The sequence below is a fragment of the Pseudomonas farris genome (genome assembly GCF_019145235.1).
GTDB classification, from domain to species: domain Bacteria; phylum Pseudomonadota; class Gammaproteobacteria; order Pseudomonadales; family Pseudomonadaceae; genus Aquipseudomonas; species Aquipseudomonas farris.
The window spans coordinates 211,133-231,423 of sequence record NZ_JAHSTV010000002.1 but is presented as its reverse complement, the minus strand read 5'-3'; the positions used below and the strand labels follow the sequence as shown (position 1 = coordinate 231,423).

Below are 20,291 nucleotides of genomic sequence, written 5' to 3'. Positions count from 1 at the left end.
CGCAGGCAACCAGAAGACCGAGTCGTCCTCTTCGCGAGCAAGCCCGCTCCCACATTAGATCTGAGTCGACTCGGTCAATGTGGGAGCGGGCTTGCTCGCGAAGGGGCCCTAAAAATCACCCAACTCTCTCAGGCCCACCTCAAGGCCGACCAAGCAAATGACTCATCGCCGTCTTGAGCTTCATCGGCCGCACCGGTTTGTGCATCAGGGTGTGGCCCAGTTCGCGGATCTGCTGTTTGAGTTCGTTGCTGTAGTTGGCAGTGATCATCATCGCCGGGATCGCTGAAGCGCGGCGAGCGTTGATCCGGGCCACGGCGTCGACACCATTCTTCTCGTCATCCAGGTGATAGTCGGCAATCAGCAGGTCGGCTTCGTCGTGATAATTATCCACTTGCCGCGCCAGGTCCTCCTCCGACAGCGCCGTGATCACCCGGCAGCCCCAACCTTCGAGCAAGGTGCGCATCCCGGCGCAAATGGCTGCGTCGTTGTCCAGCACCCACACCCGTGCACCGCGCAGGCGCTCGAGCATCGGTTCGCTCATCAGCAAGTTTGGCAACGCCTTCGGTGCCGTGGCACTCAACGGCACTTCGACGGAAAACACCGAGCCTTTGCCCGGCCATGAACGCACGTGAATCCGGTGGCCGAGAATACGGGCGATTTTCTCCACAATGGCCAGGCCCAGCCCCAAGCCGCGATCCTGATCCGGGCGCTGCACGTCACCGCGTTTGAACTCCTGAAAAATCTCCTCCAGACGGTGTTCAGCAATGCCCATGCCGCTGTCCCAGACTTCGATGGTCAGCCGCTGATGATGACGTCGGCAGCCGAGCACCACTCGTCCGCTGTAGGTGTAGCGAATGGCATTGCTCAGCAGATTACGCAGGATCCGCGCGAGCAACTGAATGTCGCTGCGCACCAATGCAGAACACGCAATGAAATGCAGCTCGAGGCCTTCGCTGCGGGCCACTTGGGTGTATTCGGCCGCGAGGTTTTCCAGCAATTCGCTCAGGGCAAATGGCGCAATATCCGCCTTGATCACCCCGGCATCGAGTTTGGAAATGTCCACCAAAGTGCCCAGCAGGTTTTCCACGTCTTCCAGGGAATTGCTGACGTTGCGCACCAGCGTTTCGTTGGCCACCGGCTCCCGGCGCTCCAGCAAGGCGCTGGTAAACAGCCGCGCGGCATTCAGCGGTTGCAGCAGGTCGTGACTGACCGCCGCGAGAAATTTGGTCTTCGACAGGTTGGCCTGCTCGGCCTCGAGCTTGGCCTCGCGCAAGCGTGACTCCACCCGGCGGCGCTCATCGATTTCGCGCAGTAATTGGTCATTGAGGGTGGTCAGTTCGGTGGTGCGTTCACGCACCCGCAATTCAAGGTTCTGATAGGCCTGATGCAGCGCCTCGGCGGTACGGCGGCGCTCGGTAATGTCGCGGATCAACACGAAAATCCCCACCACTTCCCCGGTGGCCAGGCGATTGGGCACGTAGGAGCGCAGCATGTAGCGCTCCTGATTATTGATGTTGGTTTCGGCAAACTCGAACGTCACGCTCTCACCGGCCAGCGCCCGGGCCACGTAGGCTTCCAGGCGCTGATAATGCTGCTCGCTGTGGACTTCGCGCAGGCTCTGCCCAAGCATTACGCCCCGGGGCCAGCAGTACCATTCTTCGTAGACTTTGTTAGTGAATTCATAGACCAGATCGGCATTCAGGTAGGCGATCAGCGCTGGCACATGGTCCGTGATCAGGCGAATCCAGCGCTCGCTTTCGCTGAGCGCTTCGGCATGCTGGTAGCGTTCGGTGATGTCGGTGAAGGTGTTGACGAAGCCGCCGGTGGGCAACGGATGGGTGCGGATTTCCAGCACCCGGCCATCGTAGAGGCGCTGCTCGCATTCCTGCACATGACGCCCGTTCGGATCACGACTGGCCGGGGTCAGCAGGTTCAGTTCGCTGTCGGCGATCACTTCGGCGAACGGTCGATGAGCCGCCACCGGGGCCAGGCCGCTGAGTTCCAGGAAGCGCCGGTTCCACAGTTCCAGAATGCCCTCGGCGTTGACCATCGCCACCCCTTGGGACAGGTTGTCGACCGCTCGTTGCAACAAGTGCGATTTCTGCGCCACGGCCTGCTCGCGGCGCAGGGTTTCGCTGAGTTTGACGTCGGTAATGTCAGTAAACAGGATCACCCGCCCGCCTTCCTGAGTCGGCCGTTCGCTGACTTGCAGCCAGCGCCCGTTGTGCAGGCGATAGAGCAGGTTTTCGTCGGCATGCCCGCGGGGTTCTTCGCTGAACAGTCCGGTCGCGGTCATCAGCCGTTTGACCTCGCGCAAGCGCATGCCGGCGTTGATCCGCACCCGGCTGTTGCCCCAAAACGCCTTGAAACGGCTGTTGAACAGCACGATCCGCTGCTCGGCATCGAACAATACAAAAGCGTCGGAAATGCTTTCGATGGCGTCGATCAGGTGTTGATGGGCAGTTTCGGCCCGCAGCCGTGCCTCGCTGAGCAAATGATTGCCGGCCTTGAGTTCGGCCATGGCCTGGTTCAGGGCGTCGGTACGCTCACGCACCTGCTCGGCCAGCACCACCGAATGCTGGAACGCGGCATACGGGTCGTTGCCGCGGGTGATGCCGGACTCGATGCGCTCGATCAGCGCGCCATTGATGCGCTGCAGTTTGTGGTTTTCGTGGCGCAGGCTGGCGATCTGCGCCTGAAGGTCAGCGCTGTCCAGGGGAGCGGCCTCGGGCAATGGCAACCCCGGTGAAGGTCTGGTTGATGTGCATGCCATTGAACTGTTCTCCGTAGGTGTTGAAACCCATCACCCGCTGGTCCCGCAGAAACGCGCCGATCTGCTCGAGACTGCCGCCGTCTTCCAGTTCCAGGCGCCTGAGAAAACAGTCGCAGCCGATGGTCAGCAACAGATCCCCGAGACGCTCCTGCAAACCGTCGAACAGGTTTTGCAGATTCGGCAGCATGGGGCCGGGGGTCATGACAGTGAGGACGATGCCGTTTTCCACCGCACAGTAGAAACTCAGGCTCAGGTCTGGATGAACCTGCTGGATCGCCCGCACGTAATACTGATCGTTGATGCGTACCGCCAACGGGTGCGCGGCAAAGATCCGATAATCGAGATCGGCCACCGCCACACCGATGTGCCGGGCGTACTCTTCGGCGGCCGGTTCGGCGTTGAGTTCGAACACCCGGCGCGAGGCGCTGTCGGCAGCGGTGACCACCAGTTTTTCGGCCCTGGGCAGGATGTGGTGGGTGGTGAAGACTTCGAAGTCCAGCCAGGTATTGACCAGCACTACCACTGCCGCGCCGCTGTGAAACTCGCCGCCGAAATACACATGGGTGTGGGTCAGGTAGTTGTCGTCGCCGGCCGAACCGCCGAAATGCGGAATGTCGCCCAACGCCGCACTCAAGGCAGCAAGAACCATCTCTTCACGACTGGACAAGCCATCGAGCAGGGTCAGGGCAAAGCTGTTGCCCTTGATCGGCGCCAAGGTGTTGCTGCGACAGCCACTGACCAGACGCTCGACCATTTGCTGGGCATCGATCAGGCTGAAATGCTCCATCTCATCGATCAGTTCGGTGGAGATGGAAAAGTGCCGATGATCGAAGCCCACCGCCGTCACGCAGCTGCGGCCATAACCTTGGGGGGTGATTTCTCCGGCACTGGTGCAGCCTACCAGGCGAATGCCGCCGAAGCTCTGTTGTAACGCCTGCCCCAGCGCCTGCAAGTCGTACTCGGCGGAACAGAAGAACAGCACGAAGCCCAAATGCGGATGCAAGAGTTGTCGCGCCAGATCCTGGGCCGCTTGCTGGGCATCGGTGGCCTGGGACATGCCACTGACCACACCGTCGTTCTGAACCTGCTGCATCCTCGCCCCTCGCCGGTGCGCCTGTATGAGGCACGAGTGTACGAAGCCTGCGGGCGGCGGCGAATGCTACTTGGGTAGTGGGTGGGGGGGTCGATGGGATGAGAGGACGACAATATCTACAGAACACCACAAATCCCCTGTGGGAGCGGGCTTGCTCGCGAAAGCGCAGTGTCAGGCAACATCATTGTTGACTGGAAGGCCGCTTTCGCGAGCAAGCCCGCTCCCACATTGGATCTGCGTGATGCCGACTCCTTTGTTACCAGGTCAACACCGCCCCCACCGCAAACGTATCGGTGTCTTCATTCTGGTCGCTGGTGTCGTGGCCATTGATTTCAAACTGGTTGTACTCGGCCACCAGTTTGAGGTTGTCGTTGACGTCATGGAACAGCGCAATGCCGCGGGTCTCGTAATCGGCGCCGCTGCCGACCACGCCGTTGCCGTCATCCTCGGTCTTGCCGTAAGACAGTGCCAAGCGGTTCTTGCCCAGTTTGTAGGAGCCCTGCAACAGGTAACCGTCGCTGTCGACATTGCGCAGGGTCGGTTCGCCAGCGTTGTTGGTGAAGAACGGGTTGATGCCCTTGGCCTGGAAACCGGAGCCGGTCAGCGATAGCCCGCCCATCTTCGCCTGCACGCCGTAGCCGACGCCTTTGGAGGTGACGGACTCGACACTGGAGTCGGTGTTGTCCGAAGTCTGGTAGCTGCCGTTGAGCCAGCTGTAAATCTTCGCCCCGCCGACGTCGAACTGATAGGTGATCTCGCTCTCGCTGCGCGGGTTCTCTTGGTACGCCTTGCCCGTCTCGCTGCTGTCGTTGGTGTCGACCGGGTCCATGATCCCGACCGCCACCCGCAAACCGTCCATCACCGGGGTGCGATAGGTGATCTGCGACGTCGGGAACGGGTACGGATAACCGCTGCCGATGTTGCCGAACGACACCCCGCCACCGTCCACCAGGCCCAACGTATCGCTGACCTGACCATAACCGGCGAGCAATTCGTCGAGCAGGATGTTGGAACGGGCAAACAGGCCGAAGTCCTTTCCGATCAATACCTCGCCCCACTCCGGATTGGCCACCGTGCCGTAGAACTGCCGCACGTCGATGGCGGTGTCGGTGCCGTTGGTTTCGCTGTCGTTGATGGTCACCCAGAACGAGGCGCGGGCACCGAGCTTGAGGTCATCGACCTGCTTGCCCATGTTGAAGCCCAGGTAGTTGGGCAGAAACCCCATCTTCACCCGCGCCTGACGCCGGTCGTACTGCTCGCCGGCCCGGTCCACGTCGCTGTTCACGTAGAAAGCGTTGATGTAGCCATCCGTGGAAAACGTGGTCTGGTCCTTGTCGTACAGCATGATCTCGGCCTCGGCCATCGAGCTCAGGCCAAGGGACGACAGGCTGGCGATGAAGGCCGGCAAGAAACGATGCTTGAAGTTCTTATTGTTGTGCATGACGCGCTCCGCAACGGGGGACTTAATGTCGGAGGCGATTATCGAAAGTGGACCGGCGGCGTCATACGCTGCCTTGGGTGCGGTTGTCAGCTGCTTTGGATTGGCGGGTAGCGCGCGGCAAATTCGGTGTAAGACCGCCCGCAGGACAGGCCCGGAACTTAGGGTGTAAGCCTGTGGACCCGACTGGCGTCCACAGGAGCCGGTGCCCGCTAGGCGAGCGCTCTAAACAGCATGTAAACGGCGATTACCACGCAGACGCTGGCGAAGCCGATCTGCAGCCCTCGGGCCGGCACCCGGGCGCAGAGTTTTCGACCAACAATCATCCCGACGATGCTGGCGACAATGAACGACACGCCCAAACCATTGATCCGCACCCCGGCATGAAACGCACCGACCACGCCAATCACCGAGATCAGGCTGATCACCATCAACGACGTAGCGACGATGCCGCGCATCTGCACATCGGTCAGTTGCTTGAACGCAGGGACTATCAGAAAGCCGCCGCCAACACCGAGCAGCCCCGAGACCACACCGGTCACCGCGCCGAGTGCCGCCAGGGTCGCGGTGCATTTGGCAGTCCAGGAAAAACGCCCGGTCTGCTGATCGAGCATGCAATTCTTCTGGCCCCAGTTGGCATGCCCGTGATCGCTCGGACCATCGTCGTGCTTTTCCCGGCGCAACATCCGCCAGGCCACCATGACCATCAGCAGACTGAACAGGACCATCAGGATCTTTTCCGGCAACTGATGGGCGAAATAGATACCTACCGGCGAAAACACCACGCCGAGCAGTGCAATCAATAACGCCGCGCGATAGCGCACCAGGCCATGGCGCAAACCGTCAATTGCACCGATCGCCGCCGCACTGCCCACCGCGAACAAGGCGACGGGCGCCGCTTGGGTCATGGTCAAACCCAGTCCCAGCACCAGGGCCGGCACCGCAAGAATTCCGCCACCAGCGCCGGTCAAACCGAGCACCAGGCCCATGACCACACCGAAAAAACTGGCCAGCAACATAGGGTTCTCTCAGTCAACCTTGGACAGATGGGTCAGCCATTCACGGCCCTTGAGCAAGCCATTCCAGTAGAACCACGGCAGCAAGGTCGCCTTGAGAAACCAGGCCGAACGGCGCGGCACGATCGGGTCGAGGGGAAAGGTCGGCAGCAATTTACCGGCGTAACCGAACTCGGCGAGGATCACCTTGCCCTTCTCCACCGTTAGCGGGCAGGAACCATAGCCGTCGTACTTGAGTGGCAACGGCTGTTGCTTGCGCAGGGCCAGCAGGTTTTGCGCCACCACCACGATCTGCTTGCGCGCGGCGGCGGCAGTTTTCGCGTTGCTGGTGGAGCAGACATCGCCCAAGGCAAAGACGTCGGTATAGCGTACGTGTTGCAGGCTGTGCGGGTTCACTTCGCACCAGCCAGCGGCGTCGGCCAACGGGCTTTGGCGGATGAAATCAGGCGAGACCTGAGGCGGCACGACGTGCAGCAGGTCGAAGGTTTTTTCTTCTACGGTCACGACACCTGCAGCGTCCTTGACCTCAAACCACGCGGTTTTCGACGGCCCGTCAACCTTGACCAGATTGGAATTGAAGGCCAGCCGGGCGTTGTACTTTTCGATGTATTTCATGAGCGGCGGCACGAATGTCGCCACGCCGAATAACGCAGCGCCGGCCAGATTGAACTCGACGTCGAATTTGTTCAGAACGCCAGTTTTACGCCAGTGATCGCAGGACAAGTACAAGGCTTTCTGCGGCGCACCAGCGCATTTGATCGGTAGCGCTGGCTGGGTGAAGATCGCTTTGCCGCCGCGCAATCCCTGGACCAGTTCCCAAGTGTAGGCCGCGTATCGATAGCTGTAATTGGAGGTCACGCCGTTCTGGCCGAGGGTGTCCTGCAAGCCTTCGATTTTCTCCCAGGCCAGGCGCAAACCGGGGCAGACAACGAGGTTCTGGTAACTAACGGTGCGGCCATCGTCGAGGGTCAGCTGGTTGCTGTCGGGGGCGATGTCAGTCACGGACGCCTGCAACCAGGTGGCCTGACGCGGCATCACCGAAGACATCGGGCGCGCGGTGTTTTTCACCGCGTAAGCACCGCCGCCCACCAGTGTCCACGCCGGTTGGTAGTAATGCTGGCTGTCGGGTTCGATGACGGTAATTTTTAAACCCGGATCGCGTTTCAGCAGGCTGGCAACCAAACCAATGCCGGCGGTCCCGCCGCCTATTACCACGATGTCGGCACTGATGGATGGGCCCCAGTGTTGATCGTTCATCATTCATTCCTTGTTATTGCACGCATGGCGCCGGGTTCATTAAGTCACGGAACCTGTGGGAGCGGGCTTGCTCGCGAAAGCGGTGTATCAGGCAACATCAATATTGACTGTGCCGCCGTCTTCGCGAGCAAGTCGAATCGTCGCACCGCCGCTCCCACATGGATTGCGCTTAACTGACCGGCATCAGGTTCAGCCCCAGCTTTTCAGCACCGCTCCGCAATACAGGCCGGACAGCGTCTTCATCACCTGAATCACTTCGTGACTGGCTAAACCATAGAATATGTACTTGCCTTCACGACGGGTGACTACCAATCCCTCGTCGCGCAGGATGCCCAGCTGTTGGGACAGTGTGGGCTGGCGCACGCCGGTCATTTTTTCCAGTTCGCCGACGTTCCGCTCGCCCTGGGTCAATTGGCAGAGAATCAGCAAGCGGTCCTCGTTGGCCAAAGCCTTGAGCAGCGCGCAAGCTTTGGAGGCCGAGGCCCGGAGCTGGGCGACTTCACATTCGGTCAGACTGGATTGCATTTGCAGGATGCCTTCGACGTCACTTAAGCTGCGGACATTATGTTTAAACATAAAGTGTTGCAACCGGTTATTGTCCTCCCGCCCCTTTCCACAGGTTCCTGCCATGTTTGCGTTGATTGAAGCCTTCCTCGACCCCGCCTCGTCAACCTACAGCTATGTAATCTACGAGCACGATGGCGGGCACTGCGCGATTGTCGATCCGGTGCTGGATTACGACCCCGCGGCCGGACGCACCGCGACCGTCCAGGCAGACAAGATCATCGCCTTCGTGCGTGAACACCAGTTGCAGGTGCAATGGCTGCTGGAAACCCACGCCCATGCCGATCACCTGTCGGCCGCGCCTTATCTGCGTCGGGAACTGGGGGGCAAGATTGCGATTGGTGAGTCGATCAGCAAGGTTCAGGGGGTGTTCAAGACGCTGTTCAACCTTGAACCGGAATTTAGCGTTGATGGTTCACAGTTCGATCACCTGTTCGCGCCGGACGAGTCATTCCGGATCGGCAACCTCAAGGTCACGGCCCTGCACGTTCCCGGGCATACCCCGGCGGACATGGCTTATCTGATCGACGGCGATGTGATTCTGGTGGGCGATACGTTGTTCATGCCGGACGTCGGCACCGCGCGTTGCGATTTCCCCGGCGGCGACGCCAACCAGATGTTTGCTTCGATCCACAAACTATTGGCCTTCCCCGCCAGCGTTCGTCTCTACGTCTGCCACGATTACCCGCCCGAGGGCCGCGCCCCACAATGCCAGAGCACGGTGGGTGAGCAGCGCAAAAGCAATATTCATATTCACGATGGCATTGATGAGGCTGCTTTCGTCGCCATGCGTACTCAGCGCGATGCCGGGTTGGGTATGCCGACGCTGTTGTTGCCGGCGATTCAAGTGAATGTGCGGGCGGGGAATTTGCCGCCGGCGGAAGAGAATGGTGTGAGTTACCTGAAGATTCCCCTGAATCAACTCTAATCCTGTCGATCGTTCCCACGCGGAGCGTGGGAACGATCATTCAGTTGGCCAACGTCAACCCATTCGCCGGCAACGGCAGTGCCGTCTTATACCTCACCTGCTTGAGCGCAAAGCTCGAACGAATGTTCGCCACCCCCGGCACCTTGGTCAGAAAGTCCATCATGAAGCGTTCCAGCGACTGAATGGTCGGCACCAGCACGCGGATCAGGTAGTCCGGGTCACCGGCCATCAAATAGCACTCCATCACTTCCGGGCGATCCGAGATCGCCTCTTCGAAATGCTGCAACGCCTCCTCCACCTGTTTCTCCAGGCTGACGTGAATGAACACATTCACATGCAGCCCCAGCAGGTCGGCGTCCAGCAGGGTCACTTGCTCACGAATCAGCCCTAATTCTTCCATCGCCTTGACCCGGTTGAAGCACGGCGTCGGCGACAGGTTCACCGAGCGCGCGAGGTCGGCGTTGGTGATGCGCGCGTTCTCCTGAAGGCTGTTGAGAATGCCGATATCGGTACGGTCCAGTTTGCGCATGAGACAAAACCACCTGCTTTTTATGTTTATGCAGAATTTTTATCCTCAAATGACCTCGGGCGCAACGAAACAGAGAGAAATATTCTTCTTGGGCCGGCCTATGATTGTTGTAGGACAAGAATTCTTTTACCGAAGAATGACTGCCAGCTCACTACAAGAAATTCACAAGATCGAGCGTAGAAGCCATGAACCAAGCGTACGAACCGCTGCGCCTGCACGTTCCCGAACCTTCGGGCCGCCCCGGCTGCAAAACCGACTTCTCCTACCTGCATCTGACTGACGCAGGCCTGGTGCGCAAACCCCCAATCGACGTTGAACCGGCCGACACGGCTGATCTGGCCAAAGGCCTGATTCGCGTGCTCGACGACCAGGGCAATGCCCTCGGTCCATGGGCCGAAGGCGTGCCGGTGGAGATCCTGCGTAAAGGCATGCGCGCCATGCTCAAGACGCGGATTTTCGACAACCGCATGGTGGTCGCCCAGCGTCAGAAAAAAATGTCGTTCTACATGCAAAGCCTTGGCGAAGAAGCCATCGGCAGCGCCCAGGCCCTGGCCTTGAACATCGACGACATGTGCTTCCCCACCTACCGTCAGCAAAGCATTTTGATGGCCCGCGAAGTGCCGCTGGTGGACCTGATCTGCCAACTGCTGTCCAACGAGCGCGATCCGCTCAAAGGCCGTCAGCTGCCGATCATGTACTCGGTCAAGGATGCCGGCTTCTTCACCATTTCCGGCAACCTCGCCACTCAATTCGTTCAGGGCGTTGGCTGGGGCATGGCCTCGGCGATCAAGGGCGACACCAAAATCGCCTCGGCCTGGATCGGCGACGGTGCTACCGCTGAATCGGACTTCCACACCGCCCTCACCTTCGCCCACGTCTACCGTGCACCGGTGATCCTCAACGTGGTCAACAACCAGTGGGCGATCTCGACGTTCCAGGCGATTGCCGGTGGTGAAGCCACCACCTTCGCCGGACGCGGCGTCGGTTGCGGCATCGCCTCCCTGCGGGTCGATGGCAACGATTTTGTCGCGGTATACGCCGCTTCCGCCTGGGCCGCCGAACGCGCACGCCGCAACCTCGGCCCGACCATGATCGAATGGGTCACCTACCGCGCCGGCCCGCACTCGACGTCTGATGATCCATCCAAATACCGTCCTGCCGACGACTGGAGCCACTTCCCGTTGGGCGACCCGATTGCGCGCCTCAAACAGCATCTGATCAAAATCGGTCAGTGGTCCGAAGAGGAGCACGTCGCGGTCAGCGCCGAACTGGAAGCCGAAGTGATCGCCGCACAGAAAGAAGCCGAGCAGTACGGCACCCTCGCCGGCGGCCAGATTCCAAGCGCCGCGACCATGTTCGAAGACGTCTACAAAGAGATGCCGGAGCACTTGAAGCGCCAGCGTCAAGAGTTGGGGATCTGACATGAACGATCACAACAACAAAATCGAGTTGGAAACCGCCATGACCACGACCACCATGACCATGATCCAGGCCCTGCGCTCGGCCATGGATGTGATGCTTGAGCGTGACGACAACGTCGTGGTGTTCGGCCAAGACGTGGGCTACTTCGGCGGCGTGTTCCGTTGCACCGAAGGCCTGCAGAACAAGTACGGCACCTCCCGCGTATTCGATGCACCGATCTCTGAAAGCGGCATCGTCGGCGTCGCCGTGGGCATGGGCGCTTACGGTTTGCGGCCGGTGGCCGAGATCCAGTTCGCCGATTATGTTTACCCGGCATCGGACCAGATCATTTCCGAAGCCGCACGCCTACGCTATCGCTCGGCTGGCGAGTTCACCGCACCGATGACCCTGCGCATGCCCTGCGGCGGCGGCATCTATGGCGGCCAGACCCACAGCCAGAGCATCGAGGCGATGTTCACCCAGGTTTGCGGTTTGCGCACGGTCATGCCGTCCAACCCTTACGACGCCAAAGGCCTGCTGATCGCCTCCATCGAAAACGATGACCCGGTGATCTTCCTCGAACCAAAACGTCTGTACAACGGCCCGTTCGATGGCCACCACGACCGCCCGGTAACCCCGTGGTCGAAACACCCCGCCGCGCAAGTGCCGGACGGTTACTACACCGTGCCGCTGGACGTCGCCGCCATCGCTCGTCCGGGCAAAGACGTGACCATCCTGACCTACGGCACCACGGTTTATGTGTCGCAAGTGGCGGCTGAAGAAACCGGCATCGACGCCGAGGTCATCGACCTGCGCAGCCTGTGGCCGCTAGACCTGGAAACCATCGTCAAATCGGTGAAGAAAACCGGCCGTTGCGTGATCGTTCACGAAGCGACCCGTACCTGCGGTTTCGGCGCCGAACTGGTCGCCTTGGTGCAAGAGCATTGCTTCCACTACCTGGAAGCGCCGATCGAGCGCGTCACCGGTTGGGACACCCCCTACCCGCACGCGCAAGAGTGGGCGTATTTCCCTGGTCCGTCCCGAGTGGGCGCGGCTTTGCATCGGGTTATGGAGGTCTGAATGGGCACGCACGTTATTAAAATGCCGGACATTGGCGAAGGCATTGCAGAAGTTGAACTGTCTCAGTGGCACGTCAAGGTCGGCGACATGGTCGTCGAGGATCAGGTGCTGGCCGATGTCATGACCGACAAGGCGATGGTCGACATTCCATCCCCGGTGCATGGCAAGGTGATTGCGCTGGGCGGCCAGCCTGGCGAAGTCATGGCGGTTGGCAGCATCTTGATCAGCATTGAAGTCGAAGGCGCGGGCAACGTTAAAGAGTCGGCCCAGCCAGTAACGGTTAAAGAAGCACCCGTTGCAGCGCCTAAAGTTGAAGCTGTTGTTGAAAGCAAACCGGTTGCGGTGCCTCGCCCGGCCGCTGTCTGCCAAGGCCCGATGGTTGCCCGCGAGGCCGATGAGCGTCCGCTGGCCTCCCCGGCCGTGCGCAAGCATGCGCTGGACCTCGGCATTCAATTGCGTCTGGTGCGTGGCAGCGGCCCTGCCGGCCGTGTGCTGCACGAAGACCTCGAAGCCTGGCTGGCTCAGGGTCAGTCGAACGCATCGACCGCCACCGCCGCTTACGCCCAGCGCAACGATGAAGAGCAAATCCCGGTGATCGGCATGCGCCGCAAGATCGCCCAGCGCATGCAGGACGCCACTCAGCGGGCCGCCCACTTCAGCTACGTCGAAGAAATCGACGTCACCGCCGTGGAAGAACTGCGCGCACACTTGAACGAAAAACACGGTGCCACTCGCGGCAAGCTGACCTTGCTGCCGTTTCTGGTCCGCGCGCTGGTCGTGGCTCTGCGAGACTTCCCGCAGATCAACGCCCGCTACGACGACGAAGCACAAGTCATCACCCGCCTCGGCGCGGTGCATGTCGGCGTCGCCACCCAAGCCGACATCGGCTTGATGGTGCCGGTGGTGCGTCATGCCGAAACCCGCAGCCTGTGGGACAGCGCCGCGGAAATCTCGCGTCTGGCGACTGCTGCGCGCACTGGCAAGGCCAGCCGCGATGAGCTGTCCGGTTCGACCATCACCCTGACCAGCCTCGGCGCCCTGGGCGGCATCGTCAGCACCCCGGTGCTGAACCTGCCGGAAGTGGCGATCGTCGGCGTGAACAAAATCGTCGAACGGCCGATGGTCGTCAAAGGCCAGATCGTGATTCGCAAGATGATGAACCTCTCCAGCTCCTTCGATCACCGCGTGGTCGATGGCATGGACGCGGCGCAATTCATCCAGGCCGTTCGCAGCCTGCTCGAACAACCCGCAACCTTGTTTGTGGACTGATTATTAATGGAGCAGACATGCAGATTTTGAACACCACACTGCTGATCATCGGCGGCGGCCCCGGCGGTTATGTGACGGCGATCCGTGCTGGTCAGCTGGGCATTTCAACCATTCTGGTGGAAGGCGAATCGTTGGGCGGCACCTGCCTGAACATCGGCTGCATTCCGTCGAAGGCGTTGATTCACGTCGCCGAACAGTTCCATCAGACGCAACACCACAGCCAACACTCGGCGCTGGGCATCAGCGTGTCGGCACCCACCCTGGACATCGGCAAGAGCGTCGAGTGGAAGGACGGCATTGTTGATCGCCTGACCACCGGCGTCTCGGCGCTATTAAAGAAGCACAAGGTCCAGGTCATTCAAGGCTGGGCGAAAGTGATCGACGGCAAAACCGTGGAAGTCGGCGACACGCGCATTCAGTGCGAGCACCTGGTGCTGGCCACCGGTTCGAAAAGCGTGAACCTGCCGATGCTGCCGATTGGCGGGCCGATCATCTCCTCTACCGAAGCGCTGGCGCCGAAAAGCGTACCGAAACGGTTGGTCGTGGTCGGTGGCGGTTACATCGGTCTGGAGCTGGGGATTGCCTATCGCAAGCTCGGCGCCGAGGTCAGTGTGGTCGAGGCGCAGGATCGCATCCTGCCGGCCTACGACGCCGAACTGACCCACCCGGTGCATGAGGCACTCAAGCAACTCGGCGTGAAGCTTTACTTGAAGCACAGCGTTGAAGGCTTTGATTCACAAGGAAATACACTGCAAGTTCGTGACCCGAACGGTGACACCTTGAACCTGGAAACCGATCAGGTACTGGTAGCCGTCGGTCGCAAACCCAACACTCAAGGCTGGAACCTCGAAGCCTTGAATCTGGAGATGAACGGTTCGGCGATCAAGATCGACAACCGTTGCCAGACCAGCATGCGCAACGTCTACGCCATCGGCGACTTGAGCGGCGAACCGATGCTCGCCCACCGGGCCATGGCTCAGGGTGAAATGGTTGCCGAGCTGATCAGCGGTAAACACCGCGAATTCAACCCGACCGCCATCGCCGCCGTGTGCTTTACCGACCCGGAACTGGTAGTGGTCGGCAAGACCCCGGACGAGGCCAAGGCTGCGGGGCTGGACTGCATCGCTTCCAGCTTCCCGTTCGCCGCCAATGGCCGGGCGATGACGCTGGAGTCGAAAAGCGGCTTCGTGCGCGTTGTAGCGCGGCGTGACAATCATGTGATTGTTGGCTGGCAGGCGGTCGGTGTGGGCGTGTCGGAGTTGTCGACGGCGTTCGGCCAGAGCCTGGAAATGGGCGCTCGTCTGGAAGACATCGCCGGCACCATCCACGCGCATCCGACGCTCGGTGAGGCGGTGCAGGAAGCGGCGTTGCGTGCTCTTGGTCACGCGCTGCATCTGTAACCCAGGGAGATTGATGGCGTAGGTGATGGCCTCTTCGCGAGCAAGCCCGCTCCCACATTGGATTTGTGGTGTTTGTAGGTGCTATGGCAACCACAGATCGAATGTGGGAGCAGGCTTGCTCGCGAATTCTCAAGGTCGACATCATTTATATGCCATTCACCTGATAGTCCGGGCTGCGAAATGGGCCCGGAATGAAGTATTGTTGTCCCCATCCAGAAAAATGTCAGAAGCCTTGAACCGTTTCGGCGGTTGTTAAGTGATAGAGGGTGTCATGGGTAACGAAAGCATCAATTGGGACAAGCTGGGTTTTGACTACATCAAGACAGACAAGCGCTATCTGTCGCACTGGCGTAATGGCGAGTGGGACAAAGGCACCCTGACCGAAGACAACGTGCTGCACATCAGCGAAGGCTCCACTGCCCTTCACTATGGCCAGCAGTGCTTCGAAGGCCTGAAGGCCTACCGTTGCAAGGACGGTTCGATCAACCTGTTCCGCCCGGACCAGAACGCCGCACGCATGCAACGCAGCTGCGGTCGCCTGCTGATGCCGCAAGTGTCCACCGAGCAGTTCGTCGAAGCGTGCAAGGAAGTGGTTCGCGCCAACGAGCGTTTCATCCCGCCTTACGGCACTGGCGGCGCGCTGTACCTGCGCCCGTTCGTGATCGGCGTGGGTGACAACATCGGCGTGCGTACCGCGCCCGAGTTCATCTTCTCGATCTTCTGCATCCCGGTCGGCGCCTACTTCAAAGGCGGTTTGACCCCGCACAACTTCCTGATCTCCAGCTACGACCGTGCAGCCCCACAAGGCACCGGCGCGGCCAAGGTCGGTGGCAACTACGCCGCCAGCCTGATGCCGGGCTCCCAAGCCAAGAAGGCGCATTTCGCCGACTGCATCTACCTGGACCCGCTCACCCACACCAAAATCGAAGAAGTCGGCTCGGCCAACTTCTTCGGGATCACCCACGACAACAAGTTCGTCACCCCGAACTCCCCTTCGGTGTTGCCGGGTATCACTCGTCTGTCATTGATCGAGCTGGCCAAAACACGTCTCGGCCTGGAAGTGGTTGAAGGTGACGTGTTCATCGACAAGCTGTCCGACTTCAAGGAAGCCGGTGCTTGCGGTACCGCTGCAGTGATCACCCCGATCGGCGGCATCAGTTACAACGACAAGCTGCACGTGTTCCATAGCGAAACCGAAGTCGGCCCGGTCACCCAGAAGCTCTACAAAGAGCTGACCGGTGTACAGACCGGCGACGTCGAAGCGCCAGCGGGCTGGATCGTCAAGGTTTGACTTGACGGGGCCTGACCCCAAGCGGCATATAACCCATCCATCGCTTTGGCGGTGGGTGGGTTTTTTATTGCGTTAATTGCACCTGCTGGAACCTTGCAGTTCTCGTATGCGTTTAAGCATGGTCTCAGGGCAATGTTTTTTCAGGGCTTCCACGTCAATCGGCTTTGAGGGTGAAGCTAAAAATTGAGAAATAGCCTCCTTGTCAAACTCTTCAAAAATATAGAAGCGACTAGGATCATAAAAATACAAATCCTTGACGGCTTTGTTGGTAGTAATTAGTTTTTTGTCAAAAAATGCCGCTTCCAAGGTTCGAAGAGTGAGGCCAGATTGCCCTGGCTGGTTGATCTCTATTAGCACGTCAGCATCAATTACTTGCTGGAGGTTTTCCTCATACGACAATACTGAATCAGTATGATATTTCGTTAGAGGAATGGATGACTCATCCTTCACGATTTGAAATTTAATACTACAACCCAAGCTTTCAAGATCATTGGCAATCTCTTCTATCAGTTGAGAGCGACCTTTATCCCTGCCAAGAAAAAAACAAGTAATACTGCGGGAAGGCTCCCGTTTATTTGTATTCAGCTTTCTTGCTGCTTCTGCATTGAAAGGAAAGAACTGCTCGAGGTAGTCGATACCAAATAAACGACACTGCACCGGGTCGAAGCTGTAGATTCTGTCGAAAATCTTTCTCATTTCATCTACAAAAGGCGCATCAACCAGATCTCTGATCAGAAGGACTTTTACGCCTTTGAAGGTTTTAATAACACTAGGATTTAATCCGCGTTTAGCTTGCCCCTCATTACAAATCAATATGTCTTTAGAACTTATTGATTTATTCGCATTGACCAACCTCCCGAGCCAAGACGTTGAAATAGTTAGCGGGGTTTTCTTTTGAAGTGATCTTATAGTACGGTTGATTCTTTTGGCGTAAGCGGGGATGTGGAGTTTATGAACATTATGGTTTTCAGCCAGACCATCGATCATAATCTGCTCGTACCGAGCTTTCCACCCTAAAAAAAACACTCTCATATCATATTTCCCAGGTGTTAAATTGCTGGTCATCTAACGAGGTCAGGATGTTTAAAAAATCAAACAGGTAATGACCGACATAGAAAACCACAACCAAAAATAATCGCACCCAGAACAAAATAGTTAATTCCCATTCGTTTTCGCGAACGCAAAAATAGCATCATTCTACTGGCTGTCGCTATAAAAAAGCTGATACCCCGAGCTCCTGAAATTAGCCCACTGAACCAGCATGGCACATAGCCATTCAACAGGGAGTTTGACACAACACCCGCCAATGGGTGAAGTCAGCCTTGCAAATTTGACACTATAACCTGATACCGCACGCCAATATTTCCCGAGCCTCCAGCCTTCAAAGGTGAACGTCGGAGCCAATAATTGCATCGGATCAAATCAGCGCCCTGCTCCATTCGTCACTAAACTTGCCGCGTGCAACAACCTCAACAGGTGCCTCAAAACCATGAACAGACTCTGGCGAAAGTATCTGGCCTTGCTGGACACCGACTTCACCACGCAAGTGTTCGACAACATCAAGAACCTGCTGGTGTGTGCCCTGCTGTTCGCGGCGGGCACCAACGTACTGGGTCGCGAGCATCACCTGTTCATGGGGTTACTCGCTTCGAATCTGGCGGGTTGGGGGCTGATTTTGGTGTCAGCGATGCTGATGTTGCTGAGTGTCAGTGACGGCCTGCGCCGGCTGTCCAAGTTGCCGTATCACACGGCGTTTCAAATTATTTTATTTCTGATTTACCTGATTTTGGCAGTGCGTGTGGTGGAGATTGTTTGGGTTTTCAGGGCGTAGCGGTCACAGTACGAGGTGTTTGCCAACGCAGCTCATCCTGAGCAATCCGGGCAAACAACCACTCCACAAACACCCGTGTCTGAACGGTCACGTCCGGCGCAACACCGTAGTAATAACGCGGCAACGGCACACGCAACTCGGACAACGGACAGATCAGCTGTCCGCTCAAAAGATGGGTGCCCAGCAAAGAGGTCGGGCACAAGGCAATGCCCTGTCCCTCCACGGCGGCCTGAAGCACCAGGTGCATGTGATCAAACTGCCGGGTTACCTGAGTGGCTGACTGACTCTGACCAAAGTGCATCGCCCAATGGTGCCAATCTTCGCGACGTGCCTTGGCGGTCAGTAGCGTGTGCCGGCTCAACGAAGTGAGGTCTTCAAGTGGCAGGCGCTCGATCAGCGATGGCGCCGCAACCAGTAATAGTTCGTCTTCGAAGAGCGGTCGCGCCTCAATCGTCGGCGCCCAGTCGTCACGACCACGGCGAATGACGACATCGAACCCGTCACGTGCCTGATCGGGTGCCTGGGTTTGCGTGATCACCTGGGGCTTGATGTCCGGGTGCTGCGCAATGAAATCCGCCAGCCTGGGCGTCAGCCAAAGCACGGCAAAGGACGGACGTACATTGATCTTCACGATAGGCAGCGAGGCATGTTGCTTGAGCGCAGCGGCAGCGTCGGCGATCTGCGACAGCCCGGCGCTGACCTGCTCATAAAAGCGCTGGCCGGTCGGCGTCAGCACCGATTGCCGGATACGCCGCTCGAACAGCAGCACGCCCAGGTACTCCTCCAGCAATTTGATGTGCCGGCTGACGGCACTGTGGCTGACATGCAGCTCTTCGGCCGCCAGCCTGAAGCTCTGATGGCGAGCGGCAACGGCGAAGGCGCGAACAGCATTAAGAGGCGGTAGTTGATTTTTCATGCGTCTAATTTAGTCACCTATGCGCTTTAATTAAAGCGTTTGTCACGCCCCCGTCGTCCCGCCAATCTGCCAGCACGCAGCCAGCGGCACTTGACGGAGCAAGACATGAACAACTACGGACTCTTTATACTTTTCGCCACCCTGACCATTTTGAGCCCGGGGCCTGGCGTGGTCCTGACCCTGTCCAACGCCGTGCGTCACGGCTGGACGGGAGCCGTGCCGGGCATTCTGGGGATCGCATCGGGGGCGTTTGTCGTCGCCGCCATCAGCGCCACCAGTGTTGGCCTGATACTCAACACCTCCGCGAACGCCTTCACCGCGTTGAAATACGCAGGGGCCGCCTATTTGTTGTACCTGGGCTACAAAAGCTGGCGCTCGGATCGTTTCAGTACGCTGCTTGAAACGCGTCCCTCAAGCCCTGGCTATCGCTTCCTTGAAGCCGCTTCGATCCAGTTTCTGAACCCCAAGGCGGTGTTTTTCTTTCTGGCGGTGTTCCCGCAATTCATCGATACCTCCGCGCACTTCTACGCCCAGTTCTTCAAACTGGTCGCTTCCTACGGGGTACTGGTGATTCTGGTGCATGGCTGCTATGCCTTGCTCGCCAATGCCGCCAAAGGCTGGTTGTCGAGCCCGAAAGGTTCCTGGCTGGCGGCGAAAGTCTCGGGCGTGACCTTCGCCGGTTTTGGCGTGCTCATGGCCTCGGCCAGTCGCTAAGTCGCAGGACTGGCGATCGCGCGGCGCCTGTTCTCGGTGGCCGCGGGTTGTGCGGTCGTCACCTGAACCGGTAGTTCAACGGCGAACCGGCTACTGAGTTCCTTGCGCCCCACCGCCGTCAACGCCAGCGCCCGGCTGTCCAGATCCTGCGTCACCCATTTACGATTGATCGCCGTTTGTAGCAACGCCGCACCCAAGGCGCCGCCCAAGTGCGGCCGACGCATGCTCCAGTCCAGGCACGGGCAGGCGAAGCGGCGGCGTAAGGTGCCGAGGTCTTTGACATCAATCCCCAATGCTGCGAACAACGCTTCGCCGCTGTCGCTCAGTTGATAAGCCTGCTCATCGGTTTCCAGCAACCACCCCGCTTCGATCATCCGGTCATGCAGCAACACCGCCAACGTACCGGCCATGTGGTCGTAGCAGGTGCGGGCGAATTGCAGGCGGTCCGGGGTGCGCGGGTTGAACGTCGGCGCGGCCTTCTGGCCGATCACCATCAGCGCTTCCAGGGCCTGGGCCACGCGCTTGTCCGCGAGGCTGTAATAGCGGTGGCGCCCCTGAACGTGCAAACGCACCAGTGCCAGTTCCTTGAGCTTGGCCAGGTGCGCGCTGGCGGTCGAGGCACTGACTTCGGCAACCGCCGCCAGTTCGGTGCTGGTGCGGGCGTGGCCGTCCATCAATGAGCAGAGGATTTTCGTCCGAGCCGGTTCGGCAATCGCTGCCGCCACTTGAGAGACGCCGATGTCGTGTTGTTCTGCGTTCATATTTCGCTCCCGGACGAATCAAGGCCCTTT

18 protein-coding genes are annotated in these 20,291 nt (G+C 59.0%); 8 read left to right on the top strand and 10 right to left on the bottom strand.

Annotated features, from left to right (window positions below):
• Window positions 1-139 precede the first annotated feature (139 nt).
• The 6 genes from nahK to KVG95_RS04330 form a co-directional block, all read right to left on the bottom strand.
• Window positions 140-2,773 (bottom strand): hybrid sensor histidine kinase/response regulator NahK/ErcS', encoded by a 2,634-nt coding sequence (gene nahK, locus KVG95_RS04355; RefSeq protein ID WP_437180782.1) that lies wholly within the window; start codon window positions 2,771-2,773, stop codon window positions 140-142.
• Window positions 2,703-3,866, bottom strand: coding sequence for a nitric oxide-sensing protein NosP (gene nosP, locus KVG95_RS04350; protein WP_217854657.1), 1,164 nt, complete (start codon window positions 3,864-3,866; stop codon window positions 2,703-2,705). Before nosP ends, nahK begins: the two co-directional genes overlap by 71 nt.
• Before the next feature lie 256 nt (window positions 3,867-4,122).
• The gene (locus tag KVG95_RS04345; RefSeq protein WP_217854656.1) at window positions 4,123-5,307 is read right to left on the bottom strand and encodes a porin; all 1,185 of its coding nucleotides are present in this window, start codon (window positions 5,305-5,307) and stop codon (window positions 4,123-4,125) included.
• A 209-nt stretch (window positions 5,308-5,516) separates the two neighbouring features.
• Window positions 5,517-6,323, bottom strand: a complete 807-nt coding sequence (locus KVG95_RS04340; protein WP_217854655.1) for a sulfite exporter TauE/SafE family protein — start codon at window positions 6,321-6,323, stop codon at window positions 5,517-5,519.
• Between the two features lie 9 nt (window positions 6,324-6,332).
• The gene (locus KVG95_RS04335) at window positions 6,333-7,577 is read right to left on the bottom strand and encodes an NAD(P)/FAD-dependent oxidoreductase (protein WP_217854654.1); all 1,245 of its coding nucleotides are present in this window, start codon (window positions 7,575-7,577) and stop codon (window positions 6,333-6,335) included.
• A gap of 189 nt (window positions 7,578-7,766) precedes the next feature.
• Window positions 7,767-8,102, bottom strand: coding sequence for an ArsR/SmtB family transcription factor (locus KVG95_RS04330; RefSeq protein ID WP_032830345.1), 336 nt, complete (start codon window positions 8,100-8,102; stop codon window positions 7,767-7,769).
• 103 nt (window positions 8,103-8,205) lie between these two features.
• On the opposite strand from KVG95_RS04330, the gene KVG95_RS04325 reads away from it, so the two are divergent.
• Window positions 8,206-9,069: an MBL fold metallo-hydrolase gene (locus KVG95_RS04325; protein WP_217854653.1), complete on the top strand. Its 864-nt coding sequence runs from the start codon at window positions 8,206-8,208 to the stop codon at window positions 9,067-9,069.
• A gap of 40 nt (window positions 9,070-9,109) precedes the next feature.
• Here the strand turns inward: KVG95_RS04325 and bkdR are convergent, their stop codons facing one another.
• Window positions 9,110-9,598, bottom strand: a complete 489-nt coding sequence (bkdR, locus tag KVG95_RS04320; protein WP_017339472.1) for a Bkd operon transcriptional regulator BkdR — start codon at window positions 9,596-9,598, stop codon at window positions 9,110-9,112.
• 185 nt (window positions 9,599-9,783) lie between these two features.
• On the opposite strand from bkdR, the gene KVG95_RS04315 reads away from it, so the two are divergent.
• The 5 genes from KVG95_RS04315 to KVG95_RS04295 all read left to right on the top strand — a co-directional run bounded on the left by KVG95_RS04315 (window position 9,784) and on the right by KVG95_RS04295 (window position 16,039).
• Window positions 9,784-11,019, top strand: coding sequence for a 3-methyl-2-oxobutanoate dehydrogenase (2-methylpropanoyl-transferring) subunit alpha (locus KVG95_RS04315; RefSeq protein WP_008005369.1), 1,236 nt, complete (start codon window positions 9,784-9,786; stop codon window positions 11,017-11,019).
• A 1-nt stretch (window position 11,020) separates the two neighbouring features.
• The gene (locus KVG95_RS04310; protein ID WP_048394689.1) at window positions 11,021-12,079 is read left to right on the top strand and encodes an alpha-ketoacid dehydrogenase subunit beta; all 1,059 of its coding nucleotides are present in this window, start codon (window positions 11,021-11,023) and stop codon (window positions 12,077-12,079) included.
• Window positions 12,080-13,348 (top strand): dihydrolipoamide acetyltransferase family protein, encoded by a 1,269-nt coding sequence (locus KVG95_RS04305; RefSeq protein ID WP_217854652.1) that lies wholly within the window; start codon window positions 12,080-12,082, stop codon window positions 13,346-13,348.
• Between the two features lie 17 nt (window positions 13,349-13,365).
• Window positions 13,366-14,748 carry a dihydrolipoyl dehydrogenase gene (gene lpdA / locus KVG95_RS04300; protein ID WP_217854651.1) on the top strand — a complete coding sequence of 461 codons (1,383 nt, stop codon included), beginning with the start codon at window positions 13,366-13,368 and terminating at the stop codon, window positions 14,746-14,748.
• Between the two features lie 271 nt (window positions 14,749-15,019).
• Complete coding sequence (locus KVG95_RS04295) at window positions 15,020-16,039, top strand: branched-chain amino acid aminotransferase (RefSeq protein ID WP_038984199.1); 1,020 nt, start codon at window positions 15,020-15,022, stop codon at window positions 16,037-16,039.
• A gap of 72 nt (window positions 16,040-16,111) precedes the next feature.
• On the opposite strand, the gene KVG95_RS04290 is transcribed toward KVG95_RS04295, so the two are convergent.
• Window positions 16,112-17,026, bottom strand: a complete 915-nt coding sequence (locus tag KVG95_RS04290; protein ID WP_217854650.1) for a WaaS/CpsH family glycosyltransferase — start codon at window positions 17,024-17,026, stop codon at window positions 16,112-16,114.
• A gap of 502 nt (window positions 17,027-17,528) precedes the next feature.
• Here KVG95_RS04290 and KVG95_RS04285 point away from each other — a divergent pair.
• Window positions 17,529-17,870, top strand: a complete 342-nt coding sequence (locus tag KVG95_RS04285; RefSeq protein ID WP_217854649.1) for a hypothetical protein — start codon at window positions 17,529-17,531, stop codon at window positions 17,868-17,870.
• Here KVG95_RS04285 and KVG95_RS04280 read toward each other — a convergent pair.
• Entirely contained in the window at window positions 17,860-18,786 is a 927-nt protein-coding gene (locus KVG95_RS04280) for a LysR substrate-binding domain-containing protein (protein ID WP_217854648.1), read from the bottom strand. The genes KVG95_RS04285 and KVG95_RS04280 overlap by 11 nt on opposite strands.
• Window positions 18,787-18,891: 105 nt before the next feature.
• Between KVG95_RS04280 and KVG95_RS04275 the strand changes: the two genes are divergently transcribed.
• Window positions 18,892-19,500, top strand: coding sequence for a LysE family translocator (locus KVG95_RS04275; RefSeq protein WP_217854647.1), 609 nt, complete (start codon window positions 18,892-18,894; stop codon window positions 19,498-19,500).
• On the opposite strand, the gene KVG95_RS04270 is transcribed toward KVG95_RS04275, so the two are convergent.
• Window positions 19,497-20,261: an ArsR/SmtB family transcription factor gene (locus KVG95_RS04270; protein ID WP_217854646.1), complete on the bottom strand. Its 765-nt coding sequence runs from the start codon at window positions 20,259-20,261 to the stop codon at window positions 19,497-19,499. The genes KVG95_RS04275 and KVG95_RS04270 overlap by 4 nt on opposite strands.
• Window positions 20,262-20,291: the final 30 nt, after the last annotated feature.